At 71.9% G+C, this 14,070-nt stretch carries 11 protein-coding genes; 5 read left to right on the plus strand and 6 right to left on the minus strand.

The features are described 5' to 3' along the window. Positions 1-3 precede the first annotated feature (3 nt). Positions 4-2,700 (minus strand): FtsX-like permease family protein, encoded by a 2,697-nt coding sequence (locus tag ASD56_RS03665; RefSeq protein ID WP_055961304.1) that lies wholly within the window; start codon positions 2,698-2,700, stop codon positions 4-6. Next, positions 2,697-5,093, minus strand: a complete 2,397-nt coding sequence (locus tag ASD56_RS03670; protein WP_055961308.1) for an FtsX-like permease family protein — start codon at positions 5,091-5,093, stop codon at positions 2,697-2,699. Before ASD56_RS03670 ends, ASD56_RS03665 begins: the two co-directional genes overlap by 4 nt. A gap of 117 nt (positions 5,094-5,210) precedes the next feature. Here ASD56_RS03670 and ASD56_RS03675 point away from each other — a divergent pair, with 117 nt between their 5' ends. The 4 genes from ASD56_RS03675 to ASD56_RS03690 all read left to right on the plus strand — a co-directional run bounded on the left by ASD56_RS03675 (position 5,211) and on the right by ASD56_RS03690 (position 8,360). Beyond that, entirely contained in the window at positions 5,211-5,792 is a 582-nt protein-coding gene (locus ASD56_RS03675; RefSeq protein ID WP_055961311.1) for an HhH-GPD-type base excision DNA repair protein, read from the plus strand. Then, positions 5,792-6,214, plus strand: coding sequence for a DUF1801 domain-containing protein (locus ASD56_RS03680; RefSeq protein ID WP_055961313.1), 423 nt, complete (start codon positions 5,792-5,794; stop codon positions 6,212-6,214). The genes ASD56_RS03675 and ASD56_RS03680 overlap by 1 nt, the downstream gene beginning before the upstream one ends. A 112-nt stretch (positions 6,215-6,326) precedes the next feature. After that, positions 6,327-6,797, plus strand: coding sequence for an NfeD family protein (locus ASD56_RS03685; RefSeq protein WP_235565505.1), 471 nt, complete (start codon positions 6,327-6,329; stop codon positions 6,795-6,797). 42 nt (positions 6,798-6,839) lie between these two features. After that, entirely contained in the window at positions 6,840-8,360 is a 1,521-nt protein-coding gene (locus tag ASD56_RS03690) for a flotillin family protein (protein ID WP_055961316.1), read from the plus strand. A 4-nt stretch (positions 8,361-8,364) separates the two neighbouring features. On the opposite strand, the gene ASD56_RS03695 is transcribed toward ASD56_RS03690, so the two are convergent. Both ASD56_RS03695 and ASD56_RS03700 read right to left on the minus strand, forming a co-directional pair. Then, positions 8,365-9,153 carry an SDR family NAD(P)-dependent oxidoreductase gene (locus tag ASD56_RS03695; protein WP_055961320.1) on the minus strand — a complete coding sequence of 263 codons (789 nt, stop codon included), beginning with the start codon at positions 9,151-9,153 and terminating at the stop codon, positions 8,365-8,367. Between the two features lie 138 nt (positions 9,154-9,291). Beyond that, positions 9,292-10,680 (minus strand): glycine--tRNA ligase, encoded by a 1,389-nt coding sequence (locus ASD56_RS03700; RefSeq protein WP_055961323.1) that lies wholly within the window; start codon positions 10,678-10,680, stop codon positions 9,292-9,294. 210 nt (positions 10,681-10,890) lie between these two features. On the opposite strand from ASD56_RS03700, the gene ASD56_RS03705 reads away from it, so the two are divergent. Further along, complete coding sequence (locus tag ASD56_RS03705; RefSeq protein WP_055961326.1) at positions 10,891-12,138, plus strand: HNH endonuclease signature motif containing protein; 1,248 nt, start codon at positions 10,891-10,893, stop codon at positions 12,136-12,138. Between the two features lie 56 nt (positions 12,139-12,194). Here the strand turns inward: ASD56_RS03705 and ASD56_RS03710 are convergent, their stop codons facing one another. Continuing rightward, positions 12,195-12,575 (minus strand): DUF4870 domain-containing protein, encoded by a 381-nt coding sequence (locus tag ASD56_RS03710; RefSeq protein WP_055961330.1) that lies wholly within the window; start codon positions 12,573-12,575, stop codon positions 12,195-12,197. Between the two features lie 59 nt (positions 12,576-12,634). Next, positions 12,635-14,029 carry an alpha-hydroxy-acid oxidizing protein gene (locus ASD56_RS03715; protein WP_082541228.1) on the minus strand — a complete coding sequence of 465 codons (1,395 nt, stop codon included), beginning with the start codon at positions 14,027-14,029 and terminating at the stop codon, positions 12,635-12,637. Between the last annotated feature and the right edge of the window lie 41 nt (positions 14,030-14,070).

The raw sequence follows: 14,070 nt of genomic DNA on the forward strand, positions 1-14,070 counted from the left end.
TTGCTAGCCCTCCTCGACGGTGCGCAGGGCACCGGCGGCGCGGATGCGCCGGGAGACGAGCAGGGTGAGGGCGGTGAGCGCGGCCGCGACGACCACGAATCCGCCGAGGGTCAGCGCCAGGATCGCCGGATCAACCCGGTAGGCAGGTGCGACGGACGAGCCGGTGAACGGCCGCAGGTCGACGGCGGCGAGCACGACGAGCGGCACCAGGGCGCCGAAGATCGTGCCGGCGATGATCGCCGCGACCGTGGGCGGCCCGATCTCCCAGAGCGCGAGCGAGGTCGACGCGCGGCGCGGGGCACCGAGCGTCCGCAGCAGCGCGAGCACGCGGGCGCGAGCGCCGGCCACCAGCGACAGCGTCATGACGATGGCGAGGGCACTGAGCAGCGCGGCGACCGCCGTAGCCGCGAGGAGCGCGAACCGCACTCCCTGCACGGCGGGGCCCGACTCGATGCGCGACGCGATCTCATCCGCGGTGTCGATGCGGACGTCCTGACCCAGGACCTCGACCAGCCCGGCCTCGACCGCGGACGGCGAGGCACCGTCGTCGAGCCGCACGAGCACGGTGCGGTCGGCCGGATCCCGCCCGAGCACCTCCTCGGCGTACGAGGCGTCGAGTGAGACCCAGTTCTCGCGCGTCCCGATCGGAACCGGTCCGCTGGTCACGCCGACGACCTCGGCGTCGACCCCGCCGAGCCGCAGTTCGGTCGAGCCGTCGATCAGCTCGGCGGTGAGTCCGGAGACGACGATCGGCATGGTGCCGCCGTCGACGGGCTCGAGCGAGACGCCGGGCGGCAGCATCCCGGGCCCGTCGCCCTGCACCGCGCGCAGCTCGGCCGCGTCGACGACGAAGGCCGAGGTGGCGCGCTTCTGTCCGTTGATGTCGAGGGTCGCCGGTTCCGCGCCGGAGATGCCGGTGGCTGCCGCGACGCCGTCGATGTCCTGGACACGGTCCATCTGCTCGCGCGTGAAGCTCGCGCCGGTGACCCGCATGTCGGCGCCGATCTGCGCGCGGGACGCCTCGGTGATCCCGCTCTGGAGGGCGGAGAGAAGGATGCCGGACGACACGGCGACCGAGACCCCGACCACCAGGGCGAGCACCGGCGTGAGGCCGATCGCCGGTTCGCGCAGCGCGCGGGCGGACCCGAGGAAGCCGTCAAGCCCGACGGCACGGCGGGCGCGGGCGTGGAGCGCGGCGAGCGGCAGCGGGTACACCCGCAGCGTGATCAGGCACGCGACGAGCGAGAGCAGGAGAGGTGTGGCGGCGAGCAGCGGATCGACCCCGGCGCTGTAGCCGCGCACGAACAGCAGCACGAGGCCGACGACGGCCAGACCCACGACCACGCCCTCGACGATGAGCCGCAGGCGCGAGCCGGTGCGGCCGAGGTCGGCGCGGGCCGGTCGCTCGGCGACGGAAGGCGCGAGCAGGATGAGGATGACGACCGGAGTGAGCCCGATGAGCAGCGCGGCGCCGATGCCCGCAGCGCTGGGAGGGTTTCCCAGAACGATCGCGGCGGCGACGGCGATCGCGCCGGCGCCGAGGAGGGCGGGAAGCAGCCCGACGAGCACGCCCTCGGTACCCAGGATCGCCCGGAGCTGGCCGGCCGATGCCCCCCGGGCCGAGAGCAGACGCAGGCTCGGGCGCCGCCGCTCGAGGATGAGCCGGCAGCCGAGGAGCAGGACGGCGGCGGCGACGCCGACCGGTCCGGCGACGAGCATCGCGATCACACCCTCGGTGGACGCCCGCTGCGCGAGCGCGAGCTCGATCTCGCTCGTGACATCGGCGTCGAACCGCAGCGAGAGGATGCCGACGCCGTCCGCCGAGGAGCCGATCGTGTGCGACACCGAGGTGAGCTGACGCAGTGCCGCGACGGTCTGCTCGGCGTCGGCGGCGTCCACGCCGTCGACGTCCGTCGGGTACCAGACCCGGGTCGTGTAGACCCCGGGCACGTGGGCGGTGGCCAGCGACGCGGGATGCGCGAAAGCGGTGCCGGTGGTGCGGCGCGGCGAGTTGCCGTCGTCGAAGATCTTCGGCTCGAGCACCGAGGGGACGTGCTGCCAGTAGTCGGCGTCGGGGTCGACGGCCTCGAACACACCGACCAGGACCACCTCCATCGGCCCCGAGAAGGCCGTGATGGTCCGGGACTCTCCGACCGCCCACTCCAGCTGGCTCGCGGTCTCGGTGGAGAGGACGACCTCGACGGACGACGAGCCGCTCGCATCCGCCGGCGCGGCGGGCTCGGGCAGCCGGCCCTCAACGATGCGGATCTCGTCCTCGTAGCCCGGCGCGAAGGCGACGGTGAGCTCCTGCGTGCGCGGCGACTCAGCGAGCGGATTGTCGCTGCTCAGGGTGACGACGCGCGCCTCGCCCAGGATCGAGGGCAGCGGCTCGGCGCCCGCACGGATGCCGTCGACCGCAGCGGCGAAAGACCCCCACACCTCTTCGGTCGTGAGCTCGGCCGGGATGTCGCTCGGCAGCTGGGGAGCGCCCGGCACGTCGGCGATCACGTCGCGCTCGGTGGCCGAGAGCCCTCCGAGCCGGTCGCGCAGCGCGGCGTCGCCGAGGATGCCGAGGGCCAGCGGAGCAGCGGACGCGATGAGTGCCAGGATCAGGACGAGAGCTGCGACGACGGCGCCGCCACCCGCGTGCGACCGCAGATGGTGCGCGACCAGGGCGGGGACGGACACGCGACGGGTCATCGCGACTCCTCTCCGACGGTCGCGCCGCGGGCGGCCCGGTGCGTGCCGATGGCGGAGGCCGTCACGACGACGGCGAGACCGGCGGCGAGCGCCACGAGGCCGATCGCGAGCGGGAGCCACGAGAAGGTGAGGCCGGAGGCGAGCGGAAGGATGCCGGGGGTCACCGCCCGCACCAGAGCCGGCACGACGAGCCAGGCCACCAGCACGCCGGCGCCGGCGCCGAGCGCCAGAGCGGCTGCGAACACGCCGCCGAGCTCGCCCGCGCGCATGCGGGCCTGGCGTGCCGGGGTCACGCCCAGCGCGCGCAGGACGCCGAGCTCGCGGCGGCGGGCGATGGCGAGGGTCTGCACGATGCCGAAGGCCGCGACCAGCGAGAGCGCGATCGAGCCGATCGTGGCGATCCACCAGCCGCCCACGAGAGCGCCGACGACGTCGGCCGCCACTCCGGGAGCCGCCGTCGTGACGGGGCGGTCACCGAGCACGGCGCTGAGTTCGTCGTCGGCGGTGAGCTCGCCGGTGGCCCAGACGGCGTTCGGCGGGACGATCGAGGTGCCGCGCTGCAGTTGCGAGGTGAGCAGGGTCTCCATAGGCACGAACAGTGCGAGCGGCGTCGCAGCGCCCGGGACGGCCTCGACGACGGACGAGACCGTCGCCGCTCCCTGACGTCCGGTGCCGGCGTAGCGGAACTCGACCGGATCCCCGACGCCGATGCCGAGGCGCGATGCCAGGGCATCGGTCACGACGGCTTCCACCGGCGGCGCGTCGGCATCGGCATCCGCGGCGGGGTCCGCCTCGGCCAGCACCCCTCCGTCGGCGAGCCACACCACGGCGTCCAGGTCGCCGCCGGCGCCGAGCGTCGCCGATCCGGCGACATCGAGCGGCTCTGCGCCGACGGCCTCCACGGTGTCGAGCGTGACGGTGATGTCGACCCCCGCGATGCTCGGGCCGAGCCCCGCGGCGATGGCGAGCAGACGCCACGGCGCGGTCCCAGCGGGGAGCGCACCCTCGCCCGCGTACGCGGGGGTGCCGGCATCCGTCTCGACCGCTCCATCGAGCTGCACCGCGGTGGGCGTCCCTGTCGCGTCGAGCACGACGGCCACCAGGCCGAGCGACGCCGGGTTGCCGGCCTGCGCATCGACCGTGGCGGTCACCCGGATGCCGGTGGCCTGGGCGCCGAGCGGAACGGGGTCGCTCTCCACCGCGCCCGACGCCGGGTCCGCCGCGGCGATCAGCGCCTCCTTGTCGATGAGTCCGCCGGCCGGCGTCACGACCGGTGCGATCATCTCGGCCGGGACGGAGACGAGCTGAGCCTCGGTCGAGCCGATCTCGATCGGCGTCTCGAGGGCGGGGGCCGCGGCATCCACTCCCGTCACTGCGGCCGCATCCGCGACGTCGGACGGCGACGCTGACTGCGGCTCGAGGTCGACGCGCAGATCGGCGCCGGCACGCACCGCGGCCGAGTCGTCGGTCATGGCCTGCCAGCTTCCGGCGTAGGCCGACGCGAACACGGCCTGCGCAGACGTCAGCGCCACGAGCATCACGGCGACGGCGTAGATCTGCAGCCGCCGCGCCACCTGGCGTGCGGGGTAGCCCGGCACGAGCGACCGGCCACGCGCGGCAGGGCCGGCGAGCGCGGCCGACCCCGCGCCGAAGACGGCGAGGGCGAGCAGCGCGGCGGTCATCAGCATGACCGCCGGCGCGATCGCGACGATCGGATCGAAGCCGCTGCCGCGGGCGAGGGGCAGCTGCCAGACCACGAGTCCGGCCGCGAGGAGGACGATCACCACGGCGGCGGCCGTCGTCGCCCGCGCGCCGCGAGCCGATCCGCTGCGCTTCTCACCCCGGCGTAGCGCGACGACGAACACCACCGCGAGGATCACGGTGGTGGCGAGGATCCACGGCCACTGCGCGGGAACGGCGGCGGGGGAGGTGCCCAGGACGACGAGCACCGCCGCCGAGACCGCGACGCCGACGAGCGCGCCGACGACGGCGACCACCATCCCCTCGAGCGCGTCGGCCGCCCAGGCCTGCGGGCTCGAGAACCCGCGCCCGCGGATCGCGGCCGTCTCGTGCTCGCGCGCGGCGGCGATGAGCCGGGCGAGCTGCGCGACGCCGGTGCCGGCGAGGATCGCGATGAGCAGCACGAGCGCGGGCGCGGCCGACGCGAGGGCGACGGCACCCGTCTCGACCTGCGCCTGCACCACCGCGGGCTCCACGCCCGGTGGCGGCGGATCGCCGGCCATCTCGACGGACCGTGCCAGCCACACCAGTACGAGCGACACCGTCGCGGCGGCGGAAGCGACGGTGACCGCGGCGGTCGCCAGCAGCCCCGTGCGCGCCCAGGCGCGCGCAAGGAGCAGGCGCGCGGTGGAAAGCGCGCGACGATCGGGCATAGACCGGTCCTCCCGCGGCTCGGGCGCGGCGTCGCGCTTTCAGTTCTGACAACCTAACCGAAAGAGCCCGGCTCGGTGGGGTCCCGGGCCGCGCGGCCGGGTGCCAGACTGGGCGCCATGACGCTCCACATCACGGGCGACGACGCCGCCGACGCGCTCCTCACCGAAGACCCGCTCGCCCTCCTCATCGGCATGCTGCTGGACCAGCAGGTCGCGATGGAGACGGCGTTCGCTGGTCCGCTGAAGATCTCCGAGCGCGCCGGAACCCTCGACGCCGCCGCGATCGCCACCTTCGACGCCGACGCTTTCGCCGAGCTGTTCAAGGCCACCCCCGCCGTGCACCGCTTCCCCGGTTCGATGGCCGGCCGCGTGCAGGAGCTGTGCGCCACGGTCGACCGCGAGTGGGGCGGCCAGGCGGCGGCGATCTGGACGGACGGCGACCCCGACGGCCCGACCGTCCTGAAGAGGCTGAAGGGCCTGCCCGGCTTCGGCGAGCAGAAGGCGAAGATCTTCCTGGCGCTGCTGGGCAAGCAGTACGGGTTCACCGGAGACGGCTGGCGCGAGGCATCCTCTCCCTACGGCGAAGACGGCTCGTTCCGGAGCGTCGCCGACATCGTCTCGCCCGAGTCGCTGACCAAGGTGCGCGAGCACAAGCGCGCCATGAAGGCCGCGGCCAAGTCCGGCGGCGGAGGAGTCTGATGCAGAAGACAGGCGGAAGCGTGGCCGCGTTCATCGCGGGAGTCACGCCGGCGAAGCGGCAGCGGGATGCCGAGACCATGGTCGCGCTGATGCGCGAGGTCACCGGACGCGAGCCCGAGCTATGGGGCACGATCGTCGGGTTCGGCTCGTGCCATTACAGGTACCCGACCAAGACCGAGGGCGACGTTCCGATCGCCGCTTTCGCGCCGCGCAAGCAGGCCACTACCGTCTATCTGCTCGACACCGGTGCGCACGCGGACGACCTCGCTGCGCTCGGACCGCACGAGACGGGGGCCGGATGCCTCTACATCAAGGACCTCGAGACGATCGACACGGCGGTGCTGCGCGAGATGATCGCCGAGGACTACCGCCGCGTCGTCGCCGGCGAGACGGGGTCCGTGGAGTTCACCGTCACGGACTGACTCTCGCTCGCGTCGGTGGAAGGCACTTTCCACACGTCCTCGATGCAGCGCGGGGCGACGCCCTAGGCTGAGACGACCTGGGCCCTCGCGGCCCGCTCGAGGAAGGTCGACCGTGCTGCTGCCGTTCCTGATCGTCGGAGGCGTCGGCCTCGTCGTGCTCCTCATCTCGCTGATCCTCGGCGACATCTTCGACCACTTCGACATCGGCGACGGCGCCATCTCGGGCACCGCACTCGGCATCGCGGCCGTCGTGTTCGGCGCGTCCGGCGTGCTGACCCTGACCTCCGGGCTCGACGTGGTGTGGGCGTACGTGCTGGCGATCGTGCTCGCGATCGGCGCCTACGTCGTCGCCGCTCTCTTCGTGAAGCGGCTGACCAAGAGTTCCGACGGCGTGCCGACGACGGCGGTCGGGCTCACCGGAGTCACGCGCTCGACGGTTTCGGCATCCGGAGGCGAAGTCAGCCTCGACGGCCCGGGAGAAGTCGAGCGCCGCCTCGCGTACGCCGACGAGACCATCGCCGAGGGCGTGCGCATCCGCGTCATCGAGCACTCCGGCACTCGCGTCAAGATCATCGCCGACTGACCCTCGCTCTTTCTTCACCTCCTCGCCAACGGAAGGCTCCGCATGCTCGATCCGCTCCTCGTCCAGGTCATCGCCGTCATCGCGCTCGTCATCGCGGCGCTGGCGCTCCTCGTCTTCATCGCGCGCCGCATCCGCCGCGTTCCCCCGAACGAGGCGCTCGTCATCGTCGGCCGCGGCGCCGGCAAGCCGCGCGAGGGTGACTCGGGAGTCGGTCAGCGCGTCGTGATCGGCGGGCGCACGTTCGTGTGGCCGATCCTGCAGCAGGGCTTCTCGATCTCGCTCGAGCAGCGCCAGATCGGCATCACGGTCGAGGGCGTCGACAAGAACCGCATCAAGATCGCCATCAAGGCGTCCATCAACTTCAAGGTGTCGGGCACCGAGGACGGCGTCCGCCGTGCCGCCCAGCGCTTCCTCTCGCAGCAGGGCGCACTGACCGAGATCATCAAGGAGTCACTCGAGGGCTCGCTGCGCTCGATCATCGGCGACATGACGATCGAGCAGATCATCTCCGATCGCAAGGGCCTGTCCGACCGCGTGGTCGCCGAGACGAAGACCGACCTCGTCGAGCAGGGCCTCCAGGTCGACCTGCTGAACATCAGCGACATCTCGACGCCCGGCAGCGACTATCTCGCCAACCTCGGTCGCGCCGAGGCCGCCCGCGCGCGCCAGGTCGCCGAGATCAGCGAGGCCGAGGCATCCCGCGCCAGCGAGTTCGCGCGCATCGACGCCGCCGAGCAGATCGCCGAGCGCCAGAAGGCGCTGAGCCTCAAGCAGGCCACGATCAAGGCGGAGACCGATCGTGCGAACGCCGAGGCGCAGGCCTCCGGCCAGCTCGCGACCGCCGAGCAGGACAAGCTCGTCGCCGTGCAGGAGCGCGAGGCGCTCACCGAGCAGGCGCTCGTGACGCAGGAGCGCCTCGACATCGAGATCCGCAAGCCCGCCGAGGCAGAGGCCTACGCCGAGGTGCAGCGCGCCACCGCCCTGCGCGACGCCGCGAACGCCGCCACCGAGGCCGACGCCTTCAAGCGCACCAAGATCGCCGAGGCCAACAAGGTCGCCGCCGTCCAAGATGCTGAGGCCAACGCCGCCGCCGTGCGCTTCTCGGGTGAGGCCGAGCGTGACAAGCAGGTCGCGCTCGCGGCCGGTATCAAGGCGCAGGGTGAGGCGCGTGCATCGGCGATTCAGGCGGAGGGCCTCGCCGAGGCCGCGTCGACCGACGCCAAGGCGCTCGCGCTGCAGAAGTACGGCGAAGCGGCTCTCGCGCAGGAGCTCATCTCGCGCCTGCCCGAGATCGTGCGTGCGGCGGCCGAGCCGATCGCCTCGATCGACAAGCTCACCGTGGTCTCGACCGACGGCGCCTCCGAGATGACCAAGACCGTCGGCAAGGTGCTCGGAGAGGGCACCGAGGTCGTGAAGAACCTCACCGGACTCGACCTCACGACGCTGATGCAGGCGTTCGCGCTCAAGCAGGCCGGTGTCACGCTTCCCGTCGAGGCGGAGACGGTGGTCAAGGCGAAGCGGGCGGCCGCCGCGGTCGTGGATGGCGACGGGGCGGCGAACTAGTCCTTCAGCGCAGCACGCGCCCGCCGGCGGCGAGAACCAGACGACGCGGCAGGATGCCGGCGACCTTCGCAGTGATGGCGTTCACTCGGCCTGACGCGAAGCTCGCAGGCCCGTGGCGCCGGTCGAGCTCGCGCAGGGTTCGGGCCACGACCTGCTGGGGTGTCTGGAAGCGGCCGGATGCGGCATCCGGAGCACCACCTGCCACGTCGAAGAACTCGGTCGCGGTGGCTCCGGGGCTGACGGCGAGCACGCGCAGGCCCGAGCGGCGGGTCTCGTAGGCGAGCGCCTCGGTGAGGCTGAGGACGTACGCCTTCGTAGCCCCGTAGACGGCCATGTTCGGGCAGGGCTGGTAGGCCGCGACGCTCGCGATGTTGACGAGCGCGCCGGTGCCGGCGGACACGAGATCGGGGAGGAACTCGCGCGTCAGCGCCGTGAGCGTCCCGATGTTGAGCTGCACCATCTGCGCCGTGCGTTCCGGGTCGGCCTCGAGGAGCGCACCGCGCATGCCGAACCCGGCGTTGTTGATGAGCGTCTGGATCGTCAGGCCTCGATCGACGAGGGCCGCCCGGACGGATGCCGCGGCATCCGGTGTCGCGAGATCCATCGCGACCGCGGTCGCGGTCACGCCGTACTCGGTGCCGAGGCGGTCGGCGAGGTCGTCCAGCCGGTCCGCGCGCCGGGCGACCAGGACGACGTCGGCGCCGCGGGCTGCGAGCTCCTCGGCGAACTCCTCGCCGAGCCCTGCGCTCGCACCGGTGATGAGAGCGGTGGTCCCGCGATAGGTCATGGTCATGACCTCAGGCTAAGCACTCCACAGGTGGCACAGACGACAGATGCCCCGGCCCGCTGGAGGCTGGGCCCACGCGCCCGGAGGCTCCGAGCGACGCGCCAGCGGCGCTTGGAGTGGGCGTGGGGACCGTTGTGGATCGGGTCAGGCGCCCTTGAGCCGCTCCGACAGGAAGCCCACGAGGCCCTCGAGCGGCACGCGCTCCTGCGCCATGGTGTCGCGATCGCGGACGGTCACGGCGTTGTCGTCGAGCGAGTCGAAGTCGACCGTGACGCAGAACGGCGTGCCGATCTCGTCCTGGCGGCGGTAGCGTCGGCCGATGGCTCCGGCGTCGTCGAAGTCCGTGTTCCAGCCCTGCGCGCGCAGCTCATCGCCGACCGAGCGCGCCAGCGGCGACAGGCGCTCGTTGCGGGAGAGCGGCAGCACGGCGACCTTCACCGGCGCGAGGCGCGGGTCGAGCTTGAGCACCGTGCGGGTGTCGGTGCCGCCCTTCGCGTTCGGCGCCTCCTCCTCGTGGTACGCGTCGACGAGGAACGCCATCATGGCCCGCGTGAGGCCGAACGACGGCTCGATGACGTACGGCGTGTACTTCTCGCCCGACGCCTGGTCGAAGTACGTCAGGCTCTGGCCCGACGCCTCGGTGTGGCTCGAGAGGTCGTAGTCGGTGCGGTTGGCGACGCCCATGAGCTCGCCCCACTCCTTGCCGGTGAAGCCGAAGCGGTACTCGACGTCGATCGTGCCGGCGGAGTAGTGCGCGCGGTCGTCCTCGGGGACGTCGAAGCGGCGCAGGTTGTCGGCGTCGATGCCCAGGTCGATGAACCAGTTCCAGCACGCCTCGACCCAGTGGTCGAACCACTCGCCGGCCTCGGCGGGCGGCGTGAAGAACTCGATCTCCATCTGCTCGAACTCGCGGGTGCGGAAGATGAAGTTTCCGGGCGTGATCTCGTTGCGGAACGCCTTGCCCACCTGGCCGACGCCGAACGGCGGCTTCTTGCGGCTGGCGGTGAGCACGTTCGAGAAGTTGATGAAGATGCCCTGGGCCGTCTCTGGACGCAGGAAGTGCAGGCCCGACTCGTCGTCGACCACGCCGAGGTACGTCTTCACGAGACCCGAGAACGCCTTCGGCTCGGTGTACTGGCCCTTGTTGCCGCAGTTGGGGCAGGGCACGTCGGCCAGGCCGTTCTCGGCCGCGCGACCCTTGCGAGCCTCGAAGTCCTCGATGAGGTTGTCGGCGCGGAAGCGCTTGTGGCACTGCAGGCACTCCACGAGAGGGTCGGTGAAGGTGGCGACGTGGCCGGAGGCCTCCCACACGCGCTTGGGGAGGATCACCGACGAGTCGAGGCCGACCATGTCGCCGCGACCGCGCACGAACGTCTGCCACCACTGGCGGCGGATGTTCTCCTTGAGCTCCGTGCCGAGTGGGCCGTAGTCCCATGCCGAGCGGGATCCGCCGTAGATCTCACCGGCCTGGAACACGAACCCGCGGTGACGGGCGAGGGCGATGACTTTGTCGAGGCGGGACTGCTCGGCCACGGTGGCTCCAATGGTCGGGATGGGTTTTCTGCCTGATGCGGCGAGCGCCGCGGCATCCGTCGATTCTAGTCGGGCGATGACGGATGCCTCGACGGGCCCGGCTGGACGGGATCGGGGGTCTCCGCAGCCGGCGTGCGGCGCGTCCCGGTATCCGTATTCCGCCTCTCATCAGGCGAATCGGATGTCGGAACCCCCGCGTAGCGTGGAGTCATGTCGACGCCCGATGCCCTGTTCTGCGAAGACGCGGAGCGCATCGTCGACGAGCTTCACCGGCTGCGCCGGGACGAGGCATCCCTCGCGGCACGCAAAGCCGACCTCATCGATCGGCTGCGTCGGGCGAACGTCGCGCACGAAGAGCTCATCGTCGTGGGTGTCGATCGCGCCGACGAGCGCGCCGACCTCGTCGAGCGCTCCACTCGCGCGCAGGTCGCATGCGCGCTGCGGCTGGCGGAGCGCACCGCCGGGCGGCTGATCGACGAGGCGCGCGTGCTGGCCTCGGACCTCCCCGCCACCTCCGCAGCCCTCACCTCGGGCGAGCTCTCGTGGGCGCACGCCCGCGCGATCATCGAAGAGGCCGAGTCGCTGCCGCCCGAGGCCGTCGGCGCTTTCGAGACGGCCGTCCTGGGCGGGCGGCTCGACATCCCGGCCGGCCGCTTCGCCGCGTGCTGCCGACGGATCCGCGAGCACGTGCACCCCGATTCGATCGAGCGACGGGCGACGGATGCCGCGGCCTCCCGCTGCGTGACAGTGCAGCCTGCGCGCGACGGCATGGCCTGGCTCATGACCTACCTTCCGGTCATGCAGGCCGAGCTCGCCCACATGATCCTCACCGGCGTGGCCATGGATGAGCAGGCTGCCGGCGACCCTCGCACACGCGATCAGCTGCGCGCGGACGCGCTCGTCGATGCGCTGCTGCGCTCCGCGCGCCCGGCGTCGGTGGCCGATGCGGCCGATGCCGCGGCATCCCTTCCGGGTGTGAAGGTGAACGTGTCGATCACCGTTCCCGCGCTGACGCTGCTCGGTCACAGCGATGAGCCGGCGGTCCTCGACGGCTACGGCCCCATCCCCCTCGACACCGCCATGGTGCTCGCCGCTCAGGCGACGTCGTGGCGGCGCATCCTCACCCACCCGGTGAGCGGCGTCGTGCTCGTGCACGATCGCCAGACGTATCGTCCGCCTGCCGCGCTGCGCGCGTGGCTGGCTGATCGCGACGGCACCTGCCGCTTCCCGGGGTGCGGTCGCAGGGCCTCAGGCTGCGACGTCGACCACTGCGTCGCGTGGGAAGACGGCGGCTGCACCGATCACGACAACCTCGCCCACCTCTGCCGGCGTCATCACCGGCTCAAGCACCACACCAAGTGGTGGGCGCGGTTCGAAGACGACCTGCTGGTGTGGACCGGCCCGACCGGTCACGAGTACGCGACCGCTGGGCGGGACGACCGCGCGCCACCGGCCTGACTGGCGGGTGGCGCGCGGGTGGCGGCAAAAATATTGCCGCGATTGAGGTTCTGGTGTCAGCGGACGAACTTGATCGACATCGGGTACTGGTACCACTCGCCCTTGTTCGCCTTGATGGCGGCGATGATGCAGAACACGATATTGAGGATGTACGCGGCGAAGATGATGAAGAAGCCGATGAGCACGATGCTCAGCACGCCGCCGACGATGTAGGCGATGAGCAGCGTCAGCTGGAAGTTCAGTGCGGTGGCCGTGTGCGAGCGCACGAACGGTCCGCGGTCCTTCAGCACGAGGTAGCCGATGAGCGCGGGCAGGAAGTTGAAGAAGATCCCGCCGACGTTGACGAGCGTCGCCCAGAGCTTCTCGTCCGAGGGAGACAACGGGGCGGGCTGGTTCGCGTTGTACGGCTGCTGCGGGTGCGGAGGAGGCGTGGTCACCGGCCCAGCTTACGGCCACACCGGCATCCGCCCATGGGTGCCAGCCCCCGGATTTCAGGTCAGATCTCGCGCAGGGCGTCGCGTGCGACCTCGGCGATCGACGTGTGACCCGACAGCCCGAGCGTGATGTCGAGCTCGGCGAGGATGTTGCGCACGACTTCGCGTACGCCCTCCTCGCCGGCGAGGCCGAGTCCGTAAGCGTAGGGGCGGCCGATCGCGACGGCCGTGGCGCCCAGCGCCAAGGCGATGAACGCGTCGGAGCCCTGACGCACTCCCGAGTCGAAGACCACGGGCACGCGGCCGTCGACGCGATCCACGACAGACGGGAGCGCCTCGAGCGTCGGCACCGACTGATCGATCTGGCGGCCGCCGTGGTTCGAGACCCACACCCCGTCGACGCCGGCGTCGATGGCGCGCGAGGCGTCCTCCGGGTGCACGATTCCCTTCAGCAGGATCGGCAGGCTCGTCCACTCGCGAGCTTTCGCGAGGTCGTCCCACGTGAGCGCGGGCGTCGAGAACACGTCGAGGAACGTCTCCACCGCGGCACGCGGCAGCGGCGACCTGAGGTTCTCACGCAGCCCGGCTCCGGTGAGCGCCGCCCCCTTGCGGGCGATCTTCACGCCCGCGGCGACCGTCTTCGGGGTGAGCTTGACCGGCGCGGCGGGCGGGGCGGCGGCATCCGGTCCCTTCCTCACCCTGTCGCGCACGAGCTGCTGGAAGACCGGATCGCTCGTGTACTGGGCGATGCCCATGCCGCGCGTGAACGGCAGGTACGCCAGGTCGAGATCGCGGGTGCGCCAGCCGAGCAGGTGGGTGTCGAGCGTCACGACGATGGCTTCGCATCCGGATGCCTCGGCCCGCCGCAGCAGCGACGCGTTCAGGTCGTCGTCGGCCGACCAGTAGAGCTGGAACAGGCGTGCACCGCCGGGCGCGGCATCCCGGACCGCCTCCATGGGGAACGAGGCCTGATTGCTGAGCGTGTAGGGAACGCCGAAGGATGCCGCGGCCCGCGCGACCGCGAGGTCGGCGTCGTCGTGCGCCATCTCCATGACGCCCAGCGGAGCCAGCAGCAGGGGCGTCGGCCGGCGACGTCCGAGGAAGTCGATCGACAGGTCGCGCTCCAAGACGTCGCGCAGCGGCCGGGGCCAGATCTGCCAGCGGCCGAAGGCCCGGGTATTGGCGCGCATGGTGCGCTCGGCGCCGGCGCCACCGGCGATGTACGCGAACGCCTCGGCGCTCAGGGCACGGCGCGCGGCGTCCTTGAGCTGAGCGGCATCGACCGGCACTCGGGGGCGGGTTCCGCTTATCCCAGCGCGGTAGACCTCGGACTGGGTGCGGCGGGAGATCCCCCGGGCGGCGGCGGGATCATGCGGAGCATCTGGGCCCACGCGCCCGGAGGCTCCGCGCGACGCGTCCGCGGCGCGGGGAGGGGGCGTGGGGGCGCTCGGAGACATGCGCTCAGCCTAGGCCGAGGTCAACCGGAAATTCCGTGTCC

The organism is Microbacterium sp. Root166 (genome assembly GCF_001427145.1).
Lineage (GTDB): Bacteria > Actinomycetota > Actinomycetes > Actinomycetales > Microbacteriaceae > Microbacterium.

What these genes read in the sequence shown, in the direction of transcription:
- ASD56_RS03715 (WP_082541228.1), bottom strand. Translation starts at nt 14,029, where the DNA reads ATGTCTCCGAGCGCCCCCACGCCCCCTCCCCGCGCCGCGGACGCGTCG.
- ASD56_RS03690 (WP_055961316.1), top strand. Translation starts at nt 6,840, where the DNA reads ATGCTCGATCCGCTCCTCGTCCAGGTCATCGCCGTCATCGCGCTCGTC.
- ASD56_RS03670 (WP_055961308.1), bottom strand. Translation starts at nt 5,093, where the DNA reads ATGCCCGATCGTCGCGCGCTTTCCACCGCGCGCCTGCTCCTTGCGCGC.
- ASD56_RS03705 (WP_055961326.1), top strand. Translation starts at nt 10,891, where the DNA reads ATGTCGACGCCCGATGCCCTGTTCTGCGAAGACGCGGAGCGCATCGTC.
- ASD56_RS03665 (WP_055961304.1), bottom strand. Translation starts at nt 2,700, where the DNA reads ATGACCCGTCGCGTGTCCGTCCCCGCCCTGGTCGCGCACCATCTGCGG.
- ASD56_RS03675 (WP_055961311.1), top strand. Translation starts at nt 5,211, where the DNA reads ATGACGCTCCACATCACGGGCGACGACGCCGCCGACGCGCTCCTCACC.
- ASD56_RS03695 (WP_055961320.1), bottom strand. Translation starts at nt 9,153, where the DNA reads ATGACCATGACCTATCGCGGGACCACCGCTCTCATCACCGGTGCGAGC.
- ASD56_RS03680 (WP_055961313.1), top strand. Translation starts at nt 5,792, where the DNA reads ATGCAGAAGACAGGCGGAAGCGTGGCCGCGTTCATCGCGGGAGTCACG.